This window comes from Luteibacter sp. E-22 (assembly GCF_049913125.1).
Classification (GTDB): domain Bacteria; phylum Pseudomonadota; class Gammaproteobacteria; order Xanthomonadales; family Rhodanobacteraceae; genus Luteibacter.
Genome location: NZ_CP183975.1, coordinates 3961987 through 3987925 on the forward strand (window position 1 = coordinate 3961987; position 25939 = coordinate 3987925).

The 25939-nt window shown below is 65.5% G+C and carries 23 protein-coding genes; 15 read left to right on the forward strand and 8 right to left on the reverse strand.

All coding sequences use genetic code 11. From position 1 onward, the window contains the following. Nucleotides 1-4: 4 nt before the first annotated feature. A complete protein-coding gene (locus ACN9M2_RS17650) occupies nucleotides 5-706 on the reverse strand; it encodes a fimbria/pilus chaperone family protein (protein ID WP_426285919.1) in 702 nt (233 codons plus the stop codon). After that, nucleotides 706-1347, reverse strand: coding sequence for a fimbrial protein (locus ACN9M2_RS17655; RefSeq protein WP_426285920.1), 642 nt, complete (start codon nucleotides 1345-1347; stop codon nucleotides 706-708). The genes ACN9M2_RS17650 and ACN9M2_RS17655 overlap by 1 nt, the downstream gene beginning before the upstream one ends. A 122-nt stretch (nucleotides 1348-1469) precedes the next feature. Here ACN9M2_RS17655 and ACN9M2_RS17660 point away from each other — a divergent pair, with 122 nt between their 5' ends. The 9 genes from ACN9M2_RS17660 to ACN9M2_RS17700 all read left to right on the forward strand — a co-directional run bounded on the left by ACN9M2_RS17660 (nucleotide 1470) and on the right by ACN9M2_RS17700 (nucleotide 13502). Next, the gene (locus ACN9M2_RS17660; RefSeq protein WP_426285921.1) at nucleotides 1470-2396 is read left to right on the forward strand and encodes a helix-turn-helix domain-containing protein; all 927 of its coding nucleotides are present in this window, start codon (nucleotides 1470-1472) and stop codon (nucleotides 2394-2396) included. Nucleotides 2397-2649: 253 nt separating this feature from the next. Beyond that, nucleotides 2650-4014, forward strand: coding sequence for an ABC transporter substrate-binding protein (locus ACN9M2_RS17665; protein ID WP_426285922.1), 1365 nt, complete (start codon nucleotides 2650-2652; stop codon nucleotides 4012-4014). Next, a complete protein-coding gene (locus ACN9M2_RS17670) occupies nucleotides 4011-4886 on the forward strand; it encodes a carbohydrate ABC transporter permease (RefSeq protein WP_371022303.1) in 876 nt (291 codons plus the stop codon). The genes ACN9M2_RS17665 and ACN9M2_RS17670 overlap by 4 nt, the downstream gene beginning before the upstream one ends. Before the next feature lie 10 nt (nucleotides 4887-4896). Continuing rightward, complete coding sequence (locus tag ACN9M2_RS17675; RefSeq protein ID WP_426285923.1) at nucleotides 4897-5730, forward strand: carbohydrate ABC transporter permease; 834 nt, start codon at nucleotides 4897-4899, stop codon at nucleotides 5728-5730. A gap of 11 nt (nucleotides 5731-5741) precedes the next feature. Then, nucleotides 5742-6812, forward strand: coding sequence for an ABC transporter ATP-binding protein (locus ACN9M2_RS17680; protein ID WP_426285924.1), 1071 nt, complete (start codon nucleotides 5742-5744; stop codon nucleotides 6810-6812). 10 nt (nucleotides 6813-6822) lie between these two features. Then, nucleotides 6823-8307 (forward strand): mannitol dehydrogenase family protein, encoded by a 1485-nt coding sequence (locus ACN9M2_RS17685; RefSeq protein ID WP_426285925.1) that lies wholly within the window; start codon nucleotides 6823-6825, stop codon nucleotides 8305-8307. A gap of 56 nt (nucleotides 8308-8363) precedes the next feature. Beyond that, nucleotides 8364-9371 carry a 4-hydroxybenzoate octaprenyltransferase gene (gene ubiA / locus ACN9M2_RS17690; RefSeq protein WP_426285926.1) on the forward strand — a complete coding sequence of 336 codons (1008 nt, stop codon included), beginning with the start codon at nucleotides 8364-8366 and terminating at the stop codon, nucleotides 9369-9371. Between the two features lie 145 nt (nucleotides 9372-9516). After that, nucleotides 9517-12006, forward strand: coding sequence for a TonB-dependent receptor (locus tag ACN9M2_RS17695; RefSeq protein WP_426285927.1), 2490 nt, complete (start codon nucleotides 9517-9519; stop codon nucleotides 12004-12006). Continuing rightward, nucleotides 12006-13502: a CehA/McbA family metallohydrolase gene (locus ACN9M2_RS17700; RefSeq protein ID WP_426285928.1), complete on the forward strand. Its 1497-nt coding sequence runs from the start codon at nucleotides 12006-12008 to the stop codon at nucleotides 13500-13502. Before ACN9M2_RS17695 ends, ACN9M2_RS17700 begins: the two co-directional genes overlap by 1 nt. On the opposite strand, the gene ACN9M2_RS17705 is transcribed toward ACN9M2_RS17700, so the two are convergent. Further along, nucleotides 13499-14218, reverse strand: coding sequence for a ComF family protein (locus ACN9M2_RS17705; RefSeq protein WP_426285929.1), 720 nt, complete (start codon nucleotides 14216-14218; stop codon nucleotides 13499-13501). The genes ACN9M2_RS17700 and ACN9M2_RS17705 overlap by 4 nt on opposite strands. Nucleotides 14219-14233: 15 nt before the next feature. Further along, nucleotides 14234-14437: a hypothetical protein gene (locus ACN9M2_RS17710; RefSeq protein WP_371022294.1), complete on the reverse strand. Its 204-nt coding sequence runs from the start codon at nucleotides 14435-14437 to the stop codon at nucleotides 14234-14236. Nucleotides 14438-14574: 137 nt separating this feature from the next. On the opposite strand from ACN9M2_RS17710, the gene bioB reads away from it, so the two are divergent. The 5 genes from bioB to bioC are packed head-to-tail and all read left to right on the forward strand — an operon-like array spanning nucleotide 14575 to nucleotide 19222. After that, nucleotides 14575-15585 (forward strand): biotin synthase BioB, encoded by a 1011-nt coding sequence (gene bioB / locus ACN9M2_RS17715; protein ID WP_426285930.1) that lies wholly within the window; start codon nucleotides 14575-14577, stop codon nucleotides 15583-15585. 23 nt (nucleotides 15586-15608) lie between these two features. Then, nucleotides 15609-16802, forward strand: coding sequence for an aminotransferase class I/II-fold pyridoxal phosphate-dependent enzyme (locus ACN9M2_RS17720; RefSeq protein ID WP_426285931.1), 1194 nt, complete (start codon nucleotides 15609-15611; stop codon nucleotides 16800-16802). A 28-nt stretch (nucleotides 16803-16830) separates the two neighbouring features. Beyond that, nucleotides 16831-17568: a sulfurtransferase gene (locus ACN9M2_RS17725; protein WP_426285932.1), complete on the forward strand. Its 738-nt coding sequence runs from the start codon at nucleotides 16831-16833 to the stop codon at nucleotides 17566-17568. After that, nucleotides 17565-18338, forward strand: a complete 774-nt coding sequence (gene bioH, locus ACN9M2_RS17730; protein ID WP_426285933.1) for a pimeloyl-ACP methyl ester esterase BioH — start codon at nucleotides 17565-17567, stop codon at nucleotides 18336-18338. Before ACN9M2_RS17725 ends, bioH begins: the two co-directional genes overlap by 4 nt. After that, entirely contained in the window at nucleotides 18335-19222 is an 888-nt protein-coding gene (bioC, locus tag ACN9M2_RS17735) for a malonyl-ACP O-methyltransferase BioC (protein ID WP_426285934.1), read from the forward strand. The genes bioH and bioC overlap by 4 nt, the downstream gene beginning before the upstream one ends. 12 nt (nucleotides 19223-19234) lie before the next feature. On the opposite strand, the gene ACN9M2_RS17740 is transcribed toward bioC, so the two are convergent. The 4 genes from ACN9M2_RS17740 to ACN9M2_RS17755 all read right to left on the reverse strand — a co-directional run bounded on the left by ACN9M2_RS17740 (nucleotide 19235) and on the right by ACN9M2_RS17755 (nucleotide 22806). Further along, complete coding sequence (locus ACN9M2_RS17740) at nucleotides 19235-20098, reverse strand: DUF72 domain-containing protein (RefSeq protein WP_426285935.1); 864 nt, start codon at nucleotides 20096-20098, stop codon at nucleotides 19235-19237. 46 nt (nucleotides 20099-20144) lie between these two features. Next, the gene (locus ACN9M2_RS17745; RefSeq protein WP_426285936.1) at nucleotides 20145-20693 is read right to left on the reverse strand and encodes a DNA-3-methyladenine glycosylase I; all 549 of its coding nucleotides are present in this window, start codon (nucleotides 20691-20693) and stop codon (nucleotides 20145-20147) included. A gap of 143 nt (nucleotides 20694-20836) precedes the next feature. Beyond that, complete coding sequence (locus ACN9M2_RS17750; protein WP_426285937.1) at nucleotides 20837-21805, reverse strand: threonine ammonia-lyase; 969 nt, start codon at nucleotides 21803-21805, stop codon at nucleotides 20837-20839. Continuing rightward, nucleotides 21802-22806: an aldose 1-epimerase gene (locus ACN9M2_RS17755; protein ID WP_426285938.1), complete on the reverse strand. Its 1005-nt coding sequence runs from the start codon at nucleotides 22804-22806 to the stop codon at nucleotides 21802-21804. The genes ACN9M2_RS17750 and ACN9M2_RS17755 overlap by 4 nt, the downstream gene beginning before the upstream one ends. A 75-nt stretch (nucleotides 22807-22881) precedes the next feature. Between ACN9M2_RS17755 and pepN the strand changes: the two genes are divergently transcribed. Further along, nucleotides 22882-25530: an aminopeptidase N gene (gene pepN / locus ACN9M2_RS17760; protein WP_426285939.1), complete on the forward strand. Its 2649-nt coding sequence runs from the start codon at nucleotides 22882-22884 to the stop codon at nucleotides 25528-25530. Nucleotides 25531-25939 lie beyond the last annotated feature (409 nt).

A 25939-nucleotide genomic window follows, 5' to 3' on the forward strand; every position in this document is an offset into this window, starting at 1 on the left:
CCACTCAATCGGTAGCGATGGACAACGACGCGTCGTAGGAGTCCACCGCGAAGCCGTAGACGGTCGCCGGATACAACCGTACCGTCGTGGCGTTCCGGGCGCTTTCGGGCAATGGCAGCGCGTGGCGGCTTCCTGGCAGCACGTAACCGGCCGGAACCCGCACCGAGGTCATCATCGGCAGAAGGATCACTTCCTGGCCCATGCGCACCACGTAAGGGGTGTCGTTGCGAACGACGAGTTCGCCCCGGGCGATGGTCCAGGTCAGTCCTTTCCACGGTTCCCGGTTCGGGGCCAGGCCCTTGGGATGCAGGATCACCGGAAGGTTCTGGCGGATATTCACTGAAACCGTGGCACGGCCCGGCTCCAGCTTGTTCTTCGGTTGCAGCCCTTCGAACACCACCCGCTTCAGACGCTGTGTCTTGAGAGGAGAGGTGTTACGCAGGATGAACCTGACGAGCTGGTTCTCGCCGGGCTCCACGCGGGACACCGGAGGCGTGACGAACAACAACGGCTCGGCGTCTTCGGGAATGTCCTGCAACGTCACATGCAGGAGCGAGGGTTTCGGATCACTGTTCCTGACATTGATCGTCGCCTCGCCCTTGTCTTCGTAGACGATGACGACGGAGGTCTCCGGCAGCATGCCGTCCGCGAAGACAGGCGCTGCCGGGAGTAACCCCGACAGCGCGACGGCGAGCATACGGCGCATTAATAGAAAATTTCGATGGTGGCCCTTCCGGAGAGGGCCACGTCTTCGTTGACGACCGGGTCCTTCGCCAGCACGGCGGCGATCTTCAGCGGCACCGTCAGGTCGGTCAGGGCGGCCGGCTCGGTCGCGTCGGCCTCGTTGGCGAAAGCGAACGCTTCTCCGTCATTATCGAATGCCACTACGCCGGTCCCGGGCGTACCCCATGCCTTGCCCGCGCCACCATCGGTGGACTTCAACACGTACTTCGATGTCATGGCGTCGGCATCGATGCTCAGCTTGAAGTAGCCGTTCGGCTTGTTGACGCCGCCCTGCTCGTTCCTGCCGAGGCTGTAGTGGTTGGCGCCGTCGGTAGAAACGCCTTCACCGGAATCGACGGCTTTCAGGCGGAATCTTGCCGCGGTGCCCTGGCAATCGATGCTCAGGCTCGCATCCTTCGGGTCGAGCGACAGATCCTGGCCTGGAGTGAAATCCGAAAGCTTCACCGGATCGAGTTGCACTTCCGACGGGCCGAGGATCGACACGCTGCACGACGCGGGCGTGATCGTGCCGGATACCTTGAGTTCGGCGGTGTCGGCGGCCGTGGCGGCCAGCGGGGCCAGGAACGCCAGGGTGGCGCCGGCAAACAAAGCAATATGACGCATTTCGCACGTTCTCCTTGAAGCGAGGCGGCATCGTAGTGATGGCGCGGCGTTGGCCGATATAGGATTACTCCTAAAACCGACAGCTACTTGGTCATGACGACCTGAAAGAGTAGGCTCGACGCATGAATCGCCGTGCCGCCCTTTCGCTGCCGCCGCCTCTTGCCGATACGTCGGCGCTCGGACGTGAGCAAGACCTGCTGGGTCTTTCCGACGAGCCGTCGATCCACTATCTCGACCACGGCTCGCGCAGCCGCCTGATCCGCTGGCACTACCATCCGGCGTACGAGTTGCACCTCATCGTGGCCACCGAGGGAACCGCCTACGTCGGCGACTACGAAGGCCGTTTCTCTCCCTACACCCTGATGCTTACCGGCCCCAACGTGCCGCATAACTGGGTGACCGACGACACGTGCGAGCCCGCGGCATTGCGTGACCGGGTCATTCTTTTCTCCGAGGCGTTCGTTCGCCGTTGCGTCGACTTCCTGCCATCGGCGCGTCACGTGAAGTCGCTGCTGCTGGAAGAGGCCCGCTATGGCATCGAGTTTTCGCCCGAACTCGGGCGCACGCTCGAACCCTACTTCCGCCGGGTCGCGGCGTATCCCGGATTGCGTCGCGTGGCCAGCTTCTTCGAGATGGTCGAAGCCCTGGCCGAGGACACGACGCGGCATTCGTTGAGCAGTCGTCCCTTCCAGGCGTCGGCGGACCCCAGCCAGTCGATGAAACTGCATCGCGCGGTGACCTATATCGACCGCCATCACACGGGCGACGTATCGCTGAAGACCGTCGCCGATCGGCTGGACATGTCCGAGACCGCTTTCTCGCGCTTCTTCCACCAGCACACCGGCTACCGCTTCATCGACTACGTGAACCAGATCCGCATCCAGCGTGCCTGCGAGAAGCTGGTGTCGTCGGCGGATTCGATCACCGACATCTGCTACGAGGTCGGCTTCAGCAATCTGTCCAATTTCAACCGCCGCTTCCTGATCCTCATCGGGATGACGCCGCGCGAATACCGCATGCGCCATCGGCGGCCGCCTGCCGATCTTTGATGATGCGTCGCCGCATGGCGACCGGTATCATGCGCAAATGCAACTCCATTTCACATACTTTTATGCCGCCACGCCGACATGTTGCTTCGCAGCAATATGACCGGCATGCGGTGCCTTGCACGGCACCAGCGTTACCTGCCCCAGCAAGAAAGTATGCATTTTCACCATAAAACGACACGACACGTATTGGTGAGCACCACCGCGCTGCACCTATAAACGCTCATCCATTCGACCGCCCGCCCAGGGAGGCAAGATGAGCGATTACCGGAACCGGCTCTGCGTCCTCGCCATCGTCCTGTTCGCCACGCTGCCAGGGGTCGCCGCCGTGGCACATGCCGACACGACGCTGACGATCGGCACGGTGAACAATGCCGACATGGTGCGCATGCAGGCACTCTCCTCCGAATACGAAAGGGCGCATCCGGGCGTGCATCTCAACTGGGTGGTGCTGGAGGAAAACACACTGCGCCAGCGCCTCACCACCGACATCGCCACGCATGGTGGCCAGTTCGACGTGATCACGATCGGTGCCTACGAGGCGCCGCTATGGGGTGCCCAGCAGTGGCTGAAGCCGCTGGACAACCTTCCCGCCGACTATGCCGCCGACGACATCTTCAAGAACGTGCGTGAACAACTGACGGTGGACGACCATCTCTACGCGCTGCCCTTCTATGCCGAAGCCAGCATCACCTACTTCCGGACCGATCTCTTCGCCAAGGCGAACCTGACCATGCCGGCCGCGCCGACCTGGGACCAGATCCGTGGGTTCGCGCAGAAGCTCCACGATCCCGCACACGGCGTGTACGGCATCTGCCTGCGCGGCAAGGCCGGCTGGGGCGAGAACATGGCCTTGCTCGGCACCATCGTGAACAGCTGGGGCGGCCGCTGGTTCGACGAGGAGTGGAAGCCACAGATCGACACGCCGGAGTGGCACCAGGCCGTGAATTTCTATGTCGACCTGCTCTCGAAGTACGGCCCGCCCGGTCCCTCGGACAACGGATTCAACGAGAACCTGGCGCTGTTTTCCGCGGGTCGTTGTGCGATGTGGGTGGATGCGAGCGTCGGCGGTGGCACCGTCTCCAATCCCAAGGAAAGTTCGGTAGCCGGCAAGGTCGGCTTCGTTCGCTCGCCACATCAGGTCACGGATCGGGGTTCGTCATGGCTCTGGGTCTGGTCGCTTGCGATCCCCGCCAGCTCCCGCCAGGCCGATGCCGCACGTGACTTCATCCTCTGGGCGACTTCGAAGCCTTACTTGCGCATGGTCGCCGACAAGTATGGCGAGGAATCCACGCCACCCGGCACCCGCGAATCCACGTATGCCAACCAGGCCTACATCAAGGCCGCTCCCTTCGCGCAGGTGACCTACGACTCGCTGAAAGCGGTCGATCCCGCACACCCGACCTTGAAGCCGGTTCCCTACAAGGGTATCCAGATCGTTTCGATTCCGGAATTCCAGGCGGTGGCCACCCTGGTCGGCAGGCAGATCGCCGGTGCGCTCGCCGGGCGCGGCAATGTGGACGAATTGCTGCATACGGCGCAGGGCGCCGTCGACCGCACCATGAAACGCGCCGGGTACTACGACAAGAAACCGGTCATCCAGAAGGAGTCGCCGCGATGAACGCGCGCATCCGTAAACGCCCGGAACGGCTGCTCGCGCAACCGGCCATCCTGATGCTTCTGGTATGGATGATCGTACCGCTGGCGATGACGCTGTACTTCTCCACGCAGTACTACAACCTGCTTTACCCGGGAAAATCGGCCTTCGTGGGCCTGGAGAACTTCGCTTACTTCTTCACCTATCCCAGCTTCTGGGCGTCCGTGTTCAACACGATCGTGCTGGTCGGCAGCGTGCTCGTCATCACCGTGGTGGGTGGGGTGCTGGTATCCGTGCTGGTGGACGAGACCTTCCCTGGGCAGGGCATCGTGCGCATGCTGCTGATCTCGCCGTTCTTCATCATGCCCACCGTGGCCGCGCTGGTCTGGAAGAACCTGCTGATGAACCCGGTGTCCGGCTTCCTCGCATGGATATGGAAGCTGTTCGGTGCCACGCCAGTGAACTGGTTCGCGGACTGGCCGCTGCTTTCGGTGATCGTCGTCGTGTCATGGGAATGGCTGCCCTTCGCCATCCTGATCTTCGTCACCGCCCTGCAGTCGCTCGATCGCGAGCAACTGGAAGCGGCGCGCATGGACGGTGCGCGCGGCATGGCGATCTTCCGCTACCTCACCCTGCCGCACCTCGCACGGCCCATCGCGGTGGTGGTGATGGTGGAGGCGATCTTCCTGCTCAACATCTTCGCCGAGATCTACGTCACCACCAACGGCGGGCCGGGTGACGCGACCACCAACATACCGTTCCTGGTCTACACCCAGGCCCTGCTGGAGTTCGACGTGGGCGCCGCCTCCGCCGGAGGCCTCGTCGCGGTGGTGCTGGCCAACATCATGGCGGTGTTCCTGATCCGGCTGATCGGCAAGTCGTTGACGGCGCGTTGAGGAGGACACCATGACCCACAAGAAACCGCAGCGCCGCCTCGCCCGCACGATCCGCGCCATCGCCTCGTGGGTCGTCGCCCTCGTGGTGTTCTTTCCCATCCTCTGGATGCTGCTGACCAGCTTCAAGTCGGAACTCGACGCGTTCAGCATGCCACCGCATTTCCTGTTCAAGCCCACGCTGGAGAACTACGAACAGATCCTCGCGCGCGCGAATTACTTGCACTACGCATGGAATTCGATCGTCACCGCCGGCGGCGCGACGATCCTCGGCATGATCGTCGCCTTGCCCGCGGCCTACGCCTTCGCCTACCACCCGACGAAGCGCACCAAGGACGTGCTGCTGTGGATGCTTTCGACGAAGATGCTTCCCGGCGTGGGCGTGCTGGTGCCGATCTACCTGATCTGCCGTGACCTGAACCTGCTCGACTCGAAGACCGCGCTCGTCGTCATCTTCGCGCTGATCAACCTGCCGATCATGGTCTGGATGATCTACACCTACTTCCGCGACATTCCCTACGACATCCTCGAGGCGGCCCGCATGGATGGCGCGAGTACGTGGCAGACCATGTTTCGTGTGCTGATCCCGGTCAGCCGCGGCGGGCTCGCCTCGACGGCGCTGCTCTGCCTCATCCTGTCCTGGAACGAGGCGTTCTGGTCGCTCAACCTCACCACCACCAGCGCGGCGCCGCTGACCGCGCTGGTCGCCTCGTTCTCCAGTCCCGAAGGACTGTTCTGGGCGAAGTTGTCCGCCGTGTCGACGCTGGCCTGCGCACCGATCCTCGTGCTCGGCTGGCTGTCGCAGCGACAACTCGTCCGCGGCCTCACCTTCGGCGCAGTCAAATAGGAGCCCGCCCCATGTCCCGTCTGGAAATCCGTTCGCTGCGCAAGTCGTTCGAAGGCGTCGACGTCATCAAGGGCATCGACCTGGTGGTGGAAGACCGCGAATTCTGCGTCTTCCTGGGCCCGTCCGGCTGTGGCAAGTCGACCACGCTGCGCCTGATCGCCGGCCTGGAGGAAGCCGACGACGGCCAGATTCTCCTCGACCAGGACGACATCACCGATCGTGCCGTGGACAAGCGCGACCTCGCGATGGTGTTCCAGAGCTACGCGCTCTACCCACACATGACGGTGCGGGAGAACATGTCCTTCGCCCTGAAGCTGGCGAAGATGGACCAGCGCGCCATCGACGAGAAGGTGGCCAGGGCGACGAAAATCCTCGCCCTGGAACCCTACCTGGAGCGCAAGCCTTCCGCGCTCTCCGGTGGGCAGCGGCAGCGCGTGGCGATCGGTCGCGCGATCACCCGCGAGCCACGCGTGTTCCTTTTCGACGAACCACTTTCCAATCTCGACGCCGCGCTGCGGGCCGCCACGCGCCTGGAGATCGCGCGACTGCACCAGGAACTCAACGCCACGATGATCTACGTCACCCACGACCAGGTCGAGGCGATGACCCTGGCCGACCGCATCGCCATCTTCAGCGAGGGGCGCATCGAGCAGATCGGCAAGCCGATGGAGCTTTACCGCAAGCCGGTGAACCGTTTCGTCGCGGGATTCCTGGGCATGCCGCAGATGAATTTTCTCGACGCCACGGCGGAGGAGGGCACGTTCCGCCTTCGCAATGGCAACACGGTCGCCGTACCGGGCGCATCGCCGGACGCGGGCGCCATCACCATCGGTATTCGCCCCGAGCATCTCCAGGTCTGCGACGGCGATGGCACCGGCGAAACCGTCAGCGGCAAGCTCACCGTCGTCGAGCGGCTGGGCAGCGAGACCTACGCCTATGTCGACGTGCCGCAGGTCGGCTCGATCACGGTGCGTGCCGATGGTGACTTCGACCGCCGCCCAGGCCGCGATATCTGCATCCGCCTGGACCTCACCCACGCCCATCTCTTCGATGCCTCCGGTGTCGCCATCCACCATCCGTAAGAACCCCGCCATGCCCGTTTCCCTGAGCAACGAGACCCTCGACCAGCTACCGCCAGGCGTCGAGCCGCCGCCCTTCGACCGGCGCACGGTGAAGGCCGGCATCGCGCATATCGGCGTCGGCGCCTTTCATCGTGCGCACCTGGCGATCTACACGAACCGCGTGCTTGCCGACGAGGACATGCGCGAGTGGGGCATCCTCGGGATCAACCTGCTTGAGCACGACGGTCCGCTGGCCGATGCCTTGACGGCACAGGATGGCCTGTACTCGGTCAGCGAGTTCGACGCGAAAGGCGCACGCACGACACACCTCGTCGGTGCCATGGTGGACTACCTGTACGCACCTCGCGACGGCTCCCGGGTGCTCGATCGCCTCGCCGATCCTTCGATCCGGATCGTCTCGCTCACCATCACCGAGGGCGGCTATCTCATCGACGAACACGGAAACTTCCGCGTCGACGATGACACGGTGGCGTACGACCTGGCGCATCCCGATTCACCGCGTGGCGTCTTCGGATACCTCGTGGGCGCATTGGAACGGCGTCGTGCCGCCGGCGCTCCCGCGTTCACGGTGATGTCGTGCGACAACCTCCGGCATAACGGTGCGCAGGCGAAGAAGGCCGTGCTCGCGTTCGCCCGGGCCCGTTCGCCAGAGCTTGCCGAATGGATCGAGCGAGAGGTGGACTTCCCCAACGCCATGGTCGACCGCATCACCCCCGCGACCACGCCTGCCGTGCGCGAGCAGTTGAACGCCGCCACCGGACTCGACGACCGGGCACCGGTGGTCTGCGAAGACTTCATCCAGTGGGTGCTCGAAGATACGTTCCGCCATGGCCGCCCGGCGTGGGAGCGCCATGGCGCGCAGATCGTGAGCGACGTCTCGCCCTATGAGGACGCCAAGATCCGCCTGCTCAACGGGTCCCACCAGATGCTCTCGTACCCCGCCTTCCTCGCCGGTCATCGCCGCGTGGACGAGGCCGTGAGAGATCCGCTGTTCAACCGTTACCTCTCGGATTTCCTCGACCACGATGCGGGCGTCTGGTTGACCTCGCTGCCGGGCATGGACCTCGATCCGTACAAGAAGAAACTGCTGGAGCGCTTCAGCAACGCGTCGATCGCCGACCAGCTCGACCGGCTCTGCCTCGACGGTGGTTCGAAGATCCCCGGGTTCCTCGGACCCACCCTCACCGCCTGCCTGGAACACGGCAGGGACGCCCGCCGGCTCGCCTTCCTTCTTGCCGCGTTCGATCGTTATGTTCGCGTGGGCAAGGACGATCATGGCGAGGCCTATCCGCTGCGCGAACCGAACGCGATGCGGCTCGTCCAGCCGCTGATCGACAGCGATTCGAAGGACACCCTGATTGAAAGCGTGGAACTGGTCGGGCCCCTGCCGGCCAGGGACCCGCGTTTCCGCAAGCAGTACGACACCTTCGTGGAGGCCCTTTCGTCGCACGGCGTCCGGTGGACACTGGAGCGGCTCGACGCCCTCCTCGACTGAAGCTTTACGGGGACCCTGTCGGCGATGGCGCCGTCGGGTCGGCTAGACTTCTCCGCATGAGCCCCACCCCCCGCAAGCCCTCCCCGCGTCGCAAGGCAACACCCACCGCCCGCAAAACCGCCGTGGCGGCGCCGGCTGCCCGCCCCGCCGACGCGTCGACCAACGCCGAGCGCGTGCTCGCTTTCCTCCTGAAAGGCCTGCCGCCCGCGCGACGCGAGAAGATCCACGCCTATCTCGTGCTCACGCGCATGGACCGGCCTATCGGCGCGCTCCTGCTGATGTGGCCGACCTGGTGGGCGCTCTGGCTCGCCGCCAAGGATTTCCCGCCCATCGGCCCGCTGGTCATCTTCACCCTTGGCGTCTTCGCCATGCGCTCGGCGGGCTGCGCCATCAACGACTATGCCGACCGCAAGCTGGACCCACAGGTGGCGCGAACCGCTGGACGTCCCATCGCCAGTGGTCGCGTGACGCCGCGCGAAGCATTGGCCATCTTCGGCGGCTTGCTGCTGTTCTCGTTCATCCTCGTGCTGTTCACCAACAAGCTCACCATCCTGCTCTCCTTCGCAGGAGCGGCGTTGGCCGCGATCTACCCGTTCACCAAGCGCTATACCAACCTGCCCCAGGTGGTGCTCGGCGCCGCGTTCGGCTGGTCGATTCCCATGGCCTTCGCGGCGGTGACGAATACCGTGCCCCCGGTGGCATGGCTGCTGTTCATCGCCAACATCCTCTGGTCGGTGATCTACGACACCGAATACGCCATGGTGGACCGCGACGAAGACATCAAGGCCGGCGCCAAGTCCACGGCCATCCTGTTCGCCGATGCCGACCTCGTCATCATCGGGGTACTCATGGGCACGTTCCTGCTGGCGATGCTGCTCGTGGGAACGCGTTCGGCGCTGGGCTGGCCGTACTGGATCGGCCTGGCCGTCACCGCCGGACTGTTCGGCTACCAGCAATGGATCATGCGCGACCGTGACCGTGCCGCATGCCTCACCGCCTTTCGTCACAACAACTGGGTCGGGCTGGCACTCTGGCTCGGCATCGTCATCGCCCTTGCCTTGTGACCGCCATCACAGCGTGAAACGGCCGTCATCATTTCGCTCGATTGAAATGGGACCGTCATGAAACCTCAGCCGTTCCGTCATCGGTAACGCATAAGTTCCTGCGGGTCGCGGGCTTCCTGCCCCCACTCCCCCGGAAGACAAAAAGATGCGTAAGACCCTGCTCAGCCGCGCCGTGCGCGCGGCGCTCGCCGGCGCGTTGCTCGTTTCCGTCGCCACCCACGCGCAAGACGGCAACCCTGAGAAGAAGACGACCGACCTCGACAATGTCGTGGTCACGGCGCGCTCCGGCGTGGAAAGCCGGACCAAGGCGGAAACCAGCTATTCGATCACCACGATCGACGAGGACCGCCTGCGCATGCAGGCGCCGACCAGTGTCACCGAAGCGGTGAAATCCGTTCCCGGCTTCTGGGTGGAATCGTCCGGTGGCGAAGCCTCGGGCAACATCCGTGCGCGTGGTATCCCGGTGGACGGTTATGGGTCGGTGACCTTGCTCGAAGATGGCATCCCGGTGCAGCACGATCCCGCGCTGGGCTACCTCAATGCCGACCAGGCCTTCCGCCTCGACGAGACGATCGAACGTGTCGAGGTGGTACGCGGCGGGCCATCGTCGGTGTTCTACTCGAATGCGCCGGCCGGCGCGATCAACTTCATCCCGCGCAAGGTCGGCGACACGGCGGAAGGCCTGGTGAAGTACACCGTCGGCAATTATTCGCTGAACCGGCTCGATTTCTGGTACGGCACGCCGATCGGCGGCGGCTGGAAACTCGGCGTCGGCGGCTTCTGGCGCGTGGACGACGGCGTGCGCCGCCCGCAGTTCAATGCCGATGACGGCGGCCAGTTGCGCGCGACGCTGTCGAAGGAACTCGAGCACGGGGATATCAGCTTCGACGTGAAGCACATGGACGACAAGGTCGCCCTTTACCTGGGCATCCCGATGCGTACCAACGCCAACGGCGACATTCGCGCCGTGCCCGGCTTCAACGGCAACTACGGCACGTTGGCCGGCCCCGAGACCGAGCACCTGGAGATGCGCGAAGCCGGTGGCGGCCTCTACGATTTCGACAACACCGAAGGTACGCACGTGAAGCGCACCCAGGTGTCGTTCAAGTTCGACCACGATCTCGGCGACGACTGGAAGCTGGCCGAATCGATGCGCTACAGCACCACCGACACCCAGCGCAACGGTGTTTTCCCCAATGCGTTGCAGAGCGCAAGCTCGTTCATCACCCAGGACAGCAAGCGCCTGTCGAGCATCCCGGGCGCCACGGCGCTGCAGTTCCGTTACGTCGACAACCCCTCGCAAGTTTTCAACGTGGCGAACCAGAACGGCAACGGGCTGGTCGTGACCGAAGGCCTCCGCGGCGTGACCCTGCCGGTGGACGAGTTCATCAACGATACGCGCGTACTGCGCAAATTCGAGTTCGGCGACCAGAGCCACGATGTCACCTTCGGCTATTACCACGCCAACTTCGAGCAGGATTTCGACCGTTACTCCTCGACCGTCTTGACCGATGCCCAGGACAATGCCCGCCTGCTCGACCTCGTGGGCGTGGATGCCAATGGCAACGTCGTGGGTTCGCTGACCGACCATGGCTTCTACCGCTACGGATACGAGTGGGAACACGCCAGCGGCAAGTCGAAAACCAATGCTTTCTACGCCTCCGATGAATGGCAGGTCACCCCGGAGTTGCGCATCGATGGTGGCGTACGCTGGGAGAAGGTGAACGTGGAGGGCTACACCGAAGGCAAGCAGACCGTCGATATCGGCGGTTCGCCGGCGGCTACGCAGGTGCTCACCGGCAACGGAAAGCTCGCCCACTACGATCAGTCGTTCGACAAGACGGGCTGGACTCTCGGCGCCAACTGGCAGTTCTCGCCGCGCCAGGGCCTGTTCGCACGCTGGACCTCGGCCTTCCGCCTGCCCAACCTCAGCACGTACATCACCAACCCGACGGCCACGCCGCTGCTGCAAACGATGGATCTCGCCGAGGCGGGCTGGAAGTACAGCGATCGCTTCATGGACCTGTACGCGACGGCGTTCTACACCAAGTACGACAATGTCAGCTTCACCAACAACGTGTTCGACCGTAACGGCAATACCTCCACGCCGCAGACGGGCTATGCGAACACCAAGACCTATGGCCTGGAACTCGAAGGCACGCTGTACCCGGCCAAGTGGTTCGACGTACAGTTCAACGCCACCTTGCAGGACCCGAAGTACAAGGGCCTGAGCTATACCGACGTGGTGGCCGGCGCGCCGGTGCTTCGCGATTACGACGACAACCAGCTGATCCGCGTGCCCAAGGTAAGCTACCGCATCGTTCCCGGGGTGAACCTGCTCGACGGCCGCCTGCGTTTGCAGGTGTCGTATGAGCATGAAGGCAAGCGTTACGTCGATACGGCGAACTCGGTCGTGCTGCCTTCGTACCACGTGGTGGGTGCCAGTGCGCGCTACGACGCGACGCCACAGCTTTCGTTGTTCCTCTATGCGGACAACATCACCAATTCGCTCGGACTCACCGAGGGCAATCCGCGCGCGGGCGAACTGGCCAGCTCCGACGCCGGCGCGAACACGTTCATCGCGCGGCCGCTGCTGGGCCGCTCGTTCCGCCTCGCCGCGATGTACCGTTTCTGATGCGGGCGCTGATCGTCCTCCTGCTGTCCTGCTTCGCCGCAGTCGCCATGGCGGCGGAGCGGGCACCCGACCTCGTCCTCCGCGGCGAACTCACCGGTGCCGACCAGCATACATATCGCGAGGTGCCTTTCGACGTACCCAGGGGCACGTCGCGGATCACCATCGATGTCGACTACACGGGACGCGAGGAACGCACCACCATCGACCTGGGCCTGCTCGGACCGGGCGGGTTCGAGGCGCAGGACGGTTTCCGTGGATGGAGTGGCGGCAGCAAGCGGCGCTTCACCGTATCCGCCACCGATGCCACGGCGTCATTCCTTCCCGGCGCGATCGTGCCGGGACGGTGGCGGCTGCTGCTGGGCATCCCGAACATCCGTCCCGCGTCGAGGGCCGCGTACACGGCGCGGGTCTGGCTGTCGGGGGATGGCGAAGGTTTCGGCCCGGAACACGGTCTGACCGAGCCCCTCTCCACGAAGGATCGCTGGTATCGCGGTGACCTGCACATGCATTCGGCGCACAGCGACGGCAACTGCCTCAGTGCCTCCGGCACCAGGAAAGTACCTTGCCCGCTGTTCTTCACGGTGGCTTCGGCCGCGAAGCGCGGGCTGGATTTCATCGCCGTGTCCGAGCACAACACCATGTCGCATGTGTCGGAACTGCGCGAGATGCAGCCGTACTTCGACACCATGTTGCTGATCCCGGCGCGTGAGATCACCACGTTTTCGGGCCACGCCAATCTGTTCGGCGTCGCCCGTACCGTCGATTTCCGCGTAGGGAGCAAGCAGGTGCCGGACTGGAACGCGCTCCTGGCCGACGTCGCCCGCGCGCACGGCTTGATCTCGATCAATCATCCGCGCCGGCCGAACGACGAAACGTGCATGGGCTGTGGATTCACGCCGCTTACGCCGGTGGACATGCATGGGTTCCAGGCTATCGAGGCGGTGAACGGTAGCGATGTCGATCGCGCCGACACAGGCATTCCGTTCTGGGAGGCCCAGTTGAACGCGGGGCTGCGCATTACCGCCATCGGCGGCAGTGACAGTCATGTCGGTACCGACGATCCGCGTGACCGGTTCGCCGGTGTGATCGGCACGCCGACGACGGTCGTGCACGCACGCGAACTGTCGATGGAGGGCATTCTCGATGGCATTCGCGCGGGACATGTGTTCGTCGACACGGAGGGCTCGCACGACCGCATGCTTGATGTACTCGCAAGCAGTGGTTCGGCGCGTGCCGCCATGGGCGATGCGATCGCGGTGGCCGGTGGCGCGACGCTCCACATAGGTGTTCGTACCGCGGCGCTGCAAGGAAACGACATCGCGGTGACCATCGACGGCAAGCCGTTCGACGGCGTGCCGGTGAAGCGCCTACCCGCGAACGGCGAGGTGTCGTTCGACTGGACGAGCGATGGCAAGCCACACTGGTTGCGCGTGGATGTTCGCTCGGCGGAAGGCAAGGTGTTGATCCTGGGCAATCCGGTTTATGTGAACTACTAGAGCATCGCCGACAACGGCGTCCGCGCCAAGGCCCACACGTCCACCCGCTCGACACCCGCCGCCAACAATGCGCCAGCGCACTCGGCGAGCGTCGCTCCCGTGGTCATCACGTCGTCGACGACGGCCACATGTTTCTGCGACGGCACGCGGCTCACCGCGAATGCGCCACGCACGTTGTCCTGGCGCGCGGCCGCGTCCAGATCGGTCTGCGCATCGGTCGTTCGCACGCGTAGCAGCACATCGTGCGCCAGGGGCAAGCGATAGCGGTGCGCCAGCGGACGCGCCAACTCCAACGCCTGGTTGTAACCGCGGTAACGCAACCGGCTTGCGTGCAACGGCACCGGCACGATCAGGTCGGGCATGAGCGGTGGCGGCCCGGCCTCCATCCAGCACGCCGAGAGGACGCGCCCCGCCGCGAGGCTTCCGCCGAACTTGAAGCGCATCTCGAGTGTGTCGAGTGGCCACGCATAAGCGAAGGGTACCCATACGTCGGCCCAGGGCCGGGGATGCCGCTGGCACTGTCCGCACACCGGCATGGGCTCGGCCAGAGGAACGGCGCAGCGGCTACACGAGGACAGGTTGCCGATCAGCATGGATCGGCAACCGCCACATAGTTCGAGGCCACCCCGACCGTGGCCGGCGCAAAGCAGGCAACGCGGCGGCAGGATGAAGCGCCCCACCGACGCCAGTCGCTCCTTCCAGGGAAACGCCTCCATGCGCGGGGTCGGTGGTCAGGGGCGACGGAACATGGCCGCGTCGACGATCGACCACAGGTGGATGATCCAACCCAGCCAGATCACCCAGAGCACCGCGGCGAGTACGAACATGATCAGCGCCTTGAAGACGCGTCCCTGTACCAGCTGGCCCAGGCCGGGGATGAAGAAACTGCAGATCGCCGCAAGCACGTTGCCACTGCTGCCCTGTCCATCGCTCATCGGTCGCCTCCTCGTGGGGTTCGATGCCATCGTACGGCAGGGGTGGCATGGTCGATGTCAACCTTGAAATGGCCGTTAAGGTTGACAGTGGTTAGAGAGGTTTCCACACTGCGCGCCTTCGCCCCCGGGAACCCACCATGACCGCAGCCATCCGCCACGACTGGTCCCGCGAAGAGGTCGAGCACCTTTTCGCCTTGCCGTTCAACGACCTGCTCTTCAAGGCGCAGACCATCCACCGGCAATACCACGATCCCAACGCCGTGCAGGTCTCCACCCTGCTCTCGATCAAGACCGGTGGCTGCCCCGAGGATTGCGCCTACTGTCCGCAGGCGGCGCGCTATGCGACAGGCGTGAAGGCCGAGAAGCTGATGAGCGTGGAGGCTGTCCTGGCCAAGGCGCAGGCCGCCAAGGATGCGGGCGCGAGCCGCTTCTGCATGGGCGCCGCGTGGCGCTCGCCCAAGGACCGCGACGTGGCCAAGGTGGCCGAGATCGTCAGCGCGGTGAAGTCGCTGGGCCTGCAGACCTGCGCCACGCTGGGCATGCTGAGCCAGCCGCAAGCCGATACGCTGAAAGCCGCGGGACTGGATTTCTACAATCACAACCTGGACACCTCCCCGGACTTCTACGGCGAGATCATCCACACGCGTGAGTACCAGGATCGCCTGGATACGCTCGAACACGTGCGCGAGGCGGGCCTGCGAACCTGTTGCGGCGGCATCGTGGGCATGGGCGAGTCGCGCGCACAGCGCGCCGGGTTGCTGGCGACGCTGGCCAACCTGCCCGAGCATCCGGAATCGGTGCCGATCAACCGGCTGGTGCAGGTCGCGGGCACGCCATTGGCCGGTACCGAGGCGCTCGATCCGTTCGAGTTCGTGCGCAGCATCGCGGTCGCTCGCATCCTCATGCCCGCCTCCGTAGTGCGCCTCTCCGCTGGCCGCGAAAGCATGGACGACGCGTTGCAGGCGCTGTGCTTCGCCGCCGGGGCCAACTCCATCTTCTACGGCGAAAAGCTGCTGACCACCGGCAATCCCGACGTCGAGCACGACCGCCGCCTGTTCGAACGCCTCGGCCTCAAGCCCATGGAAGTCGAGGTCGAGCCGGGCACGGTGCACGCCGACATCGTCGCGCACGACCACGCCGCCGCGTGAACCGGCCCGATCTCCGAGCGCGCATGGAAGCCGCCCGGGCCGGACGCGCGCAGGCGGGCCTGTTGCGCCAGAGCCGTACCTGCGACGTCCTCGGTGGCGACCGGCGCCTCGTCGGCGGGCGCGTGCTGGCGGATTTCTGCGGCAACGACTATCTCGGCCTCGCCGGCCATCGCCAACTCGTCGCCGCTTTCACCCGCACGGCCGCCGCCGAGGGCGTCGGTGCCGGGGCGGCGCATCTCGTGGCGGGCCACCGCGGCGAGCATGCGGCGCTGGAGGAGGAACTGGCCGACTGGACCGGTCGCGAACGGGCGCTGCTGTTTTCCACCGGCGTCATGGCGAACCTCGGCGCCCTGCAGGCCTTGCTCGGCGCGGGAGCGATGCCGGTGCAGGGCCGTCCGGATGCCCTTTGCGTGCAGGACCGGCTCAATCACGCCAGTCTCATCGACGGGGCCCATCTGGCCGGCGCGGAACTGCGCCGCTATCCCCATGCCGACGCGCACGGCGCCGCCCGCCAGCTCGATGCCCGCCCCGGATTGCCCGCGCTGGTGGCCACCGACGGCGTGTTCAGCATGGATGGCGACGTGGCACCGCTCGCCGCGCTCGCGGTCGTCTGCCAGGAGCGCGGCGCCATGCTCTACGTGGATGACGCGCACGGTCTGGGCGTCATGGGGCCACAGGGCGCGGGTTCGGTCGCGGCGGCGGGCCTCGGCGCCAACGATGTTCCCGTCCTCATGGGCACCCTGGGCAAGGCTCTGGGCTGCGCAGGCGCCTTCGTGGCGGGCGATGCGTCCGTCATCGAGGCGATCACCCAATTCGCCCGCACCTACGTATATACGACCGCCATGCCGGCGGCGCTCGCGGCCGCCACCCGGGCCGCCGTACGCCTCGCGCGCACCGATCCCGAGGGCCGGCGTGACCGCCTGGCGGCGAACATCGCGCGATTCCGTGCCGGCGCGGCCCAACTCGGCCTGCGCCTGATGCCCTCGTCGACCGCCATCCAACCCCTGCTCATCGGCTCCGCCGGGGCCGCCATGGCCGCCGCCTCGGCGCTGGAAACCGCGGGATTCCTGGTCGTGGCGATTCGTCCGCCCACCGTGCCGCCGGGCGGCGCGCGGCTGCGCATCACCCTTTCCGCGACGCATTCGCCGGAGCGGATCGACGCCCTGCTGGATGCGCTGGGCCGCTTGCCCCGTGCCCTGGAAAGCGCGGCCGTATAATGGGCGGTCACACCCGCCGGTCATGACGATGACGATCCTCAACATCTCCGCCTATAAGTTCGTCGCCCTCGACGACCTGCATGCCTTGCGGGCGCGGATCGTCGAACGCTGCGAAGCCCTGGCCCTCAAGGGCACCATCCTGCTCGCGCCCGAAGGCATCAACCTGTTCCTCGCCGCGCCCTCCGATGCCGTGGCCACCTTCATCGACTGGTTGCGCAAGGACCCACGCTTCGCCGACCTCGTGCCGAAGGAGAGCCTCTCCGATGCGCCGCCCTTCCGCCGCATGCGCGTACGCCTGAAGAAAGAAATCATCACGATGCACGCACCGGCCATTCGTCCCGAGGAGGGTCGAGCGCCTCACGTGCTGCCGACGGACCTCCGCCGCTGGCTCGACCGCGGTCATGACGACGCCGGTCGCGAGGTGGTCTTGCTGGATACCCGCAACGATTACGAAGTGGCGGCGGGAACGTTCGAGAACACCGTCGACTATGGCCTGTCCAGCTTCACCGGCTTCCCCACGGCCGTCGCCGCCGACCGCGAACGGTTCGAGGGAAAGACCGTGGTCTCGTTTTGCACGGGGGGCATCCGCTGCGAGAAGGCGGCCATCCACATGCGCGAGATCGGCATCGCGAATGTATTCCAGCTCGAAGGCGGCATCCTCAAGTATTTCGAAGAGGTGGGCGGCGCCCATTGGCGCGGCGACTGCTTCGTGTTCGACGAACGCGGCGCGGTCGATCCGTCGCTCGCGCCGAGCCGGAAGGCATGAGCGGCCTGCACATCGAGATCCATGGCGCCGGCGCGACGCCGCTGGTGATGATCCATGGCTGGGCCATGCACGGCGGTATTCTTGCGCCGCTGGCCGAGGCACTGGCAGCCCGCTACACGATGTACGTCGTCGACCTGCCGGGCCATGGCTATTCCCGTGATTCCGACATCCCGCTGGAACCGCTCGCCTGTGCGCGTGCGATCGCCGCGGCGACCCCGCCCGCCACCTGGCTGGGCTGGTCGATGGGCGGATTGGTGGCCCTGGCCGCCGCGCTCGACGTGCCGGAGGCCGTGCGGGCGGTGGTCCCCATGTGCTCCACGCCGTGCTTCGTACGCGGTGAGGACTGGCCATACGGCAACGACGTGACCATGGTCCACCGACTGGCGGCCGATCTCGAGGAAGACTACATGGCTACCGTGGATCGATTCATCGCCCTGGAAGCCATGGGCAGCGCCGACCCGCGCGCCGAAACGCGCCGATTGAAGGAAGAAGCGTTCTCCCGCGGCGAACCCGACCCGCGCGTGCTGCTGGAAGGCCTGCGCCTGCTCGAAACGACCGACCTGCGACCGCGCCTGGCCGGGCTCCGCCAGCCCAACCTCTGGATAGCGGGCCGTCGCGACCGCATTGTCCATCCCGAGGCGATGCGCTGGTCCGCCGGAGCGGCAAATGGTCGTTTCGCCGAGATCGCCCATGCCGGGCACGCCCCTTTCATCGGACATGCCACCGCCGTGGCGGATGTCCTGACACAATTCACCGACGCAGACGCATGAGCGACTTCCACTTCGACCGACGCCAGGTTCGCCGCAATTTCGGGCGCGCCGCCGGCAGCTATGAAAAGCACGATGCTCTACAGCGCGAAGTGCAATCCACCCTGGTCGACCGGCTCGATATCTACGAAGCGATGCCCGACATCGTCCTCGATGTCGGCGCCGGCACGGGCCGTGGCAGCGCGGCACTGAAAAAGCGTTATCCGAAGGCACAGGTGATCGCCATCGACCTTGCGCTGCCGATGCTGAAGCAGGCCCGGCAGAACGCATCGTGGTTGAAACCATTCGGCCGGGTCGTCGCCGACGCGTACACGTTGCCGGTGCCGGATCACAGCGTCGACCTGCTCTTTTCCAACCTCTGCTTCCAGTGGTGCGAAGACCTCCCGCGCCTGTTCGCCGAATGCGCCCGCGTGCTCAAGCCGGGCGGCCTGCTCACCTTCTCCACGTTCGGCCCCGATACCTTGAAGGAACTGCGTGCGGCCTGGGCGGAAGCCGACCAGCATGCGCACGTGGCACGCTTCCTCGACATGCACGACATCGGCGACGCCATGCTGGCGCAAGGCCTGCGCGACCCCGTGCTTTTCGCCGAGCGCTACACGTTGACCTATCCCACTCCGCGTGCGCTGCTGGATGAACTGAAGGGCCTGGGTGCGAACAACGCCGACGCCGACCGCCCACGCGGCCTGACCGGCAAACAGCATTACAAGCGCATGCTCGACGCCTACGAGACCTTGCGCAGCGAAGGCGTCGTTCCCTCGACCTGGGAAGTGGTCACGGCGCACGCATGGGGACCACCCGCCGGGCAGTCGCGACGCGAAGGTGGTGGCGAGATCGCCAGTTTCCCGATCGAGAACCTGCGTGGCTCGCGGCGCAAGACGCCGTTCTGATCCCGGCCGGGCTCAGAGCAACGCGGCCAGCGCGTGCGCGTCGCCCGGGGCCTTCACCTTGGTGTCGTTGTCGAAGTAAACATAGATGTCGCGGGATGCGCGCCGGGGCGGCGCCGACCTGGCGATGCGCGGGTCCCCGGCAGGCTGCACGCCACGGCGCCACGCACGAATGCGGCGCGCCCAGTCGGCCAGGGCGGCCTGGCCGTACCCGCTGGCATACAGTTCCTCGTCCCCGTGCAGGCGCACATAGACGAACGGCGCCGTGACGTCGAAGTAACGCGGATACTTGCCTGCCGTATCGGCCACGACGAAGGCAACACGGTACTTGCGCAACAGGGTGATGAACGAAGGATCGACGAAGCTTTCGTTGCGGATCTCCACGGCATGACGCAAGCGGTGATTGCGATCCACTTCCAGGCAAGGTTCCCGTTTCAGGTGTGCATCGTGCTTGCGGCCGAGCGCCGCGGCGGCCTTCACGTTGGTCGGCAACATGGCGAGGAAGGCTTCGAAGCGTTCCGGTTCGAAGCGGAAGCTCGGCGGGAACTGCCAGAGGATGGGACCCAGCTTTTCGCGCAAGGCGAGCACGCCCGAGGCGAAGAAATTCGCCAACGGCCGTTCGACGTCACGCAGGCGCAGGGTGTGCGTGATGAAGCGCGGGCCCTTCACGGCGAATACGAAACCCCTGGGCGTGGCCTCGTACCAGGACCGATAGCTTTCGGGTCGCTGTAGCGAATAGAACGAGCCATTCAGTTCGATCGTCGGGAATTGCCGCGACGCATAGGCGAGTTCGTCTCGCTGTACGAGATCGGAGGGATAGAAAACGCCACGCCAAGGCGAGTAGCGCCAGCCCGAGATGCCGATGCGAGTGGTAGCCATGCACCCATGGCAACGCGTCGCCGGTGCAGCGATGGTGAACGCGGCGTCATCGATAGCGATGACAGCCGACGACATGGTCATTGACCATGCCCGCCGACTGCATCACCGCATAGCAGATGGCCGTACCGGCGAAACGGAACCCGCGCTTGCGCATCGCCGCGCTCATGCGGTCGGAGGCGGCGCTGCGTATCGGCACCTGCGCATCATGTTGCCACGCGTTCTTCTGCGGAGCATCGCCGATGAACGACCACAGGTAAGCGGACAACGAGCCCACATCGTCGATGACACGCAAGCTCGCACGCGCGTTGCCGCGTATCGATTCGATCTTCAGGCGATGCCGGATCACGCCGCGATCGCGCAGCACGGAGGCGATCTCCGCATCGGTCATCGCCGCGATGCGCGCGATGTCGAAACCATGAAAGGCGAGATGGTAGGACGTGCGTTTGGCGAGCACCGTGCGCCAGGACAGGCCCGCTTGCGATCCGCGCAACGCCAGCCATTCGAACAGACCGCGATCGTCGTGAATGGGCACACCCCATTCGGTATCGTGGTAGACGCGTTCGGCATCGCTGCGTTCGGCCCATTGGCAGCGCATCCGCCACCCCCGTATTTGCGCTTAAGGAAGGGCGAGAATAGCCACGCGACGCAGGCGACGATGTCCGCTCGCCGCCTTGACACACGTCCGCATGCGATGACCAGAAGCGGCGCGGGCCGCCGTCATCGCGTTGGACGGCGCCGTCAGCGGGATCGCTGTGAAGAAGGGAACCAAGGCAGCGCGTCCAGGTCCACGTTACCGCCGGTGAGCACCGCGCCGACATGACGTCCCGCGAAGCGCGCGGGATAGCGCAACAGAGCCGCCAGTACCGTCGCACTGGAGACTTCGACGACGATGCGCAACTCGGTCCAGAGCAGCTTCATCGCCTCGATGCATTCCGAGTCGCTGACGCGTAACGCGACCACGCCATGATCGCGCAGGGCGTGAAAATTAGGTTCACCGATCAGCGTGCGCAAGCCGTCGCAGATCGTATCGGCCACGAACGGTGCCACGCGTTCGTCCGTCTCGAGCGAGCGGGCGGCATCGTCGGCGCCTTCGGGTTCCGCGCCGAACAGCGCGATGGCCGGATCGATGCCATGCGCCGCGATCGAGCAACCGGACGCCAGCCCACCGCCACCGATGGGAAACAGAACGGTATCCACCCCCGGAGCCTGGCGAAACAGTTCGGGTACGAGCGTGCCTTGCCCCGCCATCACCCGCGCATCGGCATAGGGATGGACCAGGGTCGCGCCCGTACTGGCCTGCACGGCGGCGGCCAGCGCTTCGCGCGCCGCGGTCGTCGGCGCGCAGCGGTGCACGGTCGCACCGGCGGCGACGATCGCATCGACCTTCGTTTTCACGGCGCCCTCGGGGATCACCACGTGGGCGGGAATGCCCCGCGTGCGCGCCGCCATGGCCAGGGCGTTGCCGTGATTGCCGGAAGAGTGTGTCACCACCCCGCGTGCCGCCTCCTCTCCGGAGAGCGACCACACGGCATTCGTGGCGCCGCGGAACTTGAACGCCCCGCCTCGTTGCAGGTTCTCGCACTTGAATACGACGGACGTGCCGGCGAGGGCGTCGATGCGATCGCTACGCAGCACCGGGGTGACCCAGGCGTGCGGTGCGATGCGCGCCGCCGCGTCGCGGATATCCGCGAAGCCGGGAAGGTTCACGCGTCGAACTCCACGCCGCAGACGAAGCGACGCTCCTGGCCCGGTGCCAGCGTCACGAGGGGCGCGCAATCGTCACGATTGAACGCATCCGGCATGCACTCCATCGGTTCGAGCGCCACCGATTTGCGCGCGTCCCGGTCGGCCGTGTCGGCGGTGAACACCAGCATCACGCCCTTCTCCTGCCAGACGGCGATGCCGACGCCGGATTTCGGATCGCGCAGGCGCGTCCGCGCCTTGCCGTCGGGGTCCAACTGGAGGTCCGCGTAAGTATGGTTCAGTTGCATGTCGCCGATGGCTTTCGCCTTGCGGAAATCCAGGCCGCGATCGGCTTTGTCGATGGCCTGCCAGGCCCGCGTTCCCGGTAAGGGGATGAAATCCTTGTCGGTGGCGATCACCTTGTCGGCCGGTACGTGCAGCTCCCAGCCTTCGATCGGGTTATCCGATAAACGGAAGTAAGGGTGCCAACCGAAGAACGTCGGGGCGGCGTGATCGCCCACGTTGCGTGTCTTCGCCTCGACCACCAGGCCCCGGTCACCGAGCGTGAACGTCACGCTGAAATCCAGCGCGAAAGGATAGCCTGCGTTCGCCTCGGGGCGGATGGCATGGGTGACCAGCGTGACGGACGCCTTGTCGTCGTCGGCATGCTCCCGCTGCACGTCGAAGAGGACCCCGCGCAGGAAACCGTGGCGGCTGGCGCGATCGGCGCCGACGGCACCTGGCTGCAAATCGTAGGTTTTTCCTTCAAACGTATACCGCGAATCGTTAACCCGGTTTGCGAACGGCGTCATGATCGCGAAGCGGGAGCCCTTGTGGCCGACAAGCTCCTGCTCGTCGCGAAAACCATCCGCGATGTTGCGCTGCTCGTCGCGCCAGCATGTGCCGATCGACAGCACGGTGGCGCCACGGAGGGCGATACGGACCTCGCGATCGGCGTCGGCATCGACCAGTACCACCAGCTCCTGGGCGCCAAGACGGGAACGCGTAACGCTGAAACGGGACATGGGAAACTTCCTTTTGACGATTCCTAGCGCATGTTAGCCTGCCTGCCTTACCAGACAACCGTTAGTAGTGCCGCCATGAGCGATCGTTCCGACGCCCCCACCTCCGTCATCCGCCTTGCCGACTACCGTCCCCCGGCATGGTCCGTCGAGCACGTGGCCCTGGAGTTCGACCTTGGCATCGATCGTACCGAGGTGGCGGCCACGCTCGACCTCGTCCGCCAGGCGGACGAGCCGATACGACTGAACGGCGAGGGCCTGGAACTGCTGTCGCTGGGCGTGGACGGACGAATCCTCGCCGAGGGCGAGTACATCCTTGCCGATGGCGTGCTGGAAATCGCCATCGACACCGACCGCTGCACGGTGACCACGCGGGTGGCCGTGCGGCCGGCGGAGAACACGGCCTTCGAAGGCCTGTACCTATCCGGCAGCCGCGACCGCGGGTTCCTGCTGACCCAATGCGAGGCGGAAGGTTTCCGTCACATCACCTTCTTCCCTGACCGGCCCGACGTGTTGTCGCGGTACACCGTGACCCTGCGTGCAGAGCGTGAACGCTTCCCGGTGCTGCTCGCCGGCGGCAATCCCGATGGGGAAGGCGTGCTGCCGGATGGCCGCCACTGGGCACGCTTCATCGACCCGCACCCCAAGCCGAGCTACCTGTTCGCCGTGGTGGCGGGCCGCCTCGAGCGGATCAGCCGCGACTACACCACCGCCGATGGTCGCGCCGTCGCATTGCATATCTGGGCGGAGGCGGATGTCATCGATCGTTGCGACTACGCGATGGATTCGCTGGTGCGCTCGATGCAATGGGATGAACAGGCGTACGGGCGCAACTACGACCTGGACGTCTTCCATGTGGTCGCCACGCACGACTTCAACATGGGCGCGATGGAGAACAAGGGCCTCAACATCTTCAACGCGAAGTACTTGCTGGCCGACCCGGATTCGAGCACCGACGATGAGTACCGCCACGTCGAGGCGGTGGTCGCCCATGAGTATTTCCATAACTGGAGCGGCAATCGCGTCACCTGTCGCGACTGGTTCCAGCTGAGCCTGAAGGAAGGCCTCACCGTGTTCCGTGAGCAGAGCTTCTCCGCCGACATGAACTCGGCGCCGCTCAAGCGCATCGAGGACGTGGCCCTACTCCGGCGCGCGCAGTTCCCCGAGGATGCCGGCCCCTTGTCGCACCCGGTGCGCCCCTCGCAGTACAGCGAGATAAACAACTTCTACACCGCCACCGTTTACGAGAAGGGGTCGGAACTGGTCCGCATGCTCGCCGGCCACCTCGGCCAGGCCGGCTTCCGCAAGGGCATGGACCGTTACTTCGATCGGCACGACGGCCAGGCCGCCACGATCGAGGATTTCCTCACGGCACTTGGCGACGCGAACGGTGTCGACCTGTCACCGTATCTTGCATGGTACGGACAGGCAGGCACGCCGCGGCTATCCGCCGAAGGGCGCTTCGATGCCGCGCAGCGGCGGTATCGCCTGACGCTTCGGCAACGCACGCCTGCCACCGCGGGACAGACCGCGAAACAGGCACTGCCCATTCCCGTACGGCTATCGCTGTTCGACCAATCGGGCAAGGCCTTGCCGCTTCGCCTCGAAGGCGAAGCCGCCGCCGGCACGACGGAACGTACCGTGGTACTCGACAGCGCGGAACGCAGCTTCGTGTTCGAAGACGTCGAAGCGGCCCCGGTTCCGTCGCTGCTGCGTGGTTTCTCCGCGCCGGTCATCCTCGAATGCGACTACGTCCCCGGGGAACTCGCCATTCTGCTGCGCCACGATCCCGATGGCTTCAACCGCTGGGAGGCCGGGCAGCAACTGGCCGGACTGGCCTACGACGATTGCCGGGACGGCAACATCGAAGGCTCGGCCCTGCGCGCATGGACCGAGGCCCTGGCCCACCTGTTCAACGACAAGGCCATGGATGACGCCCTGCTTGCCGAATTGCTGACGCCGCCAGGCGAGATCGAACTGGTGGAACGCCAGGCGGAGCGCGATCCGGACCGCATCCGCATCGCCCGGCAGGCCATGTTGCGCACGTTGGCCCAACGCATCGGGGCGGAAGGGCTGCATGCCCGCTATGCGGCACTTCGCTCGGAGACCAGTGCGGCGCTGGATGCCCCCAGCCAGGCGCGGCGCCAGCTCAAGCGCAGGGTTCTCGATCTGCTCGCCTTGATCCGGCCAGGCGAGGTCCGGGAACTGGCGCTTGCGCAGTACGAACAGGCACCCGGCATGACCGACCGCCTCGCGGCCCTGGCCACACTGGCCACGCTCGACGCCCACGCCGCCGAGGCACCGATCGCGCATTTCCGCCAGCGGTACGACGGCAACGCGCTCGCCCTCGACAAGTGGTTCGCCATGCAGGCCTTGCTGCCCGGTGCCGACGCCTTGGCGAGGGTGCGGGCACTGGAAGACGATCAAGCGTTCTTGCTGAAGAACCCGAACCGTGTCCAGTCACTGCTGGGCAGTTTTGCCCGGGCCAATCCCACCGGCTTCCATCGCGTGGACGGGGCAGCCTATCGCTGGCTGGCGGACCGCCTGGTCGCGATCGATTCGCTCAATCCCCAGGTGGCGGCGCGGATCGCGACGGCATTCAACGGTTGGAAGCGGCTGGAACCCGTGCGTCGAGAGGCGGCGCATGCCGTGGTGGCCGAACTGGCCAGCCGGAAGGACCTGTCACGGGATCTCACCGACATCCTCGCCCGGGTCGCTCTGGGCTGAGGACGAAATGTGCGCGGTGTCTCAATGCGGGGGAGAAACTGACGCGCTGCGTCACCAAATGCCGATTTGGAGCACTTCGTTGACGAAAAAGTCACACACGGTTCATTCCAACGGTGTAATGTTCGACTCAACGAAGAAAGCCGCGGCATAGCCGCGGCTCTTTGTGCCAGTCACTCGGTTTCTGGCGCCCGGCAGCACGGTCATCCTGGATTCCCCCTGTTCCTGAGACCGCCGGGCGCCAGATCTCATTCGAACCGAATGGGGCATCCCTGCCCGCATCCCGCTTCCTTCCCCCGGCACACGGCCAAACCCCTGTCGTTCGGCCTCGGCGCGCGTATGATCGCGCTGCGTCTGCCCGGTGGAAGTGCACCGAGGGTAAAGCACGAGTCATGCCACGTCGTCGTACGCG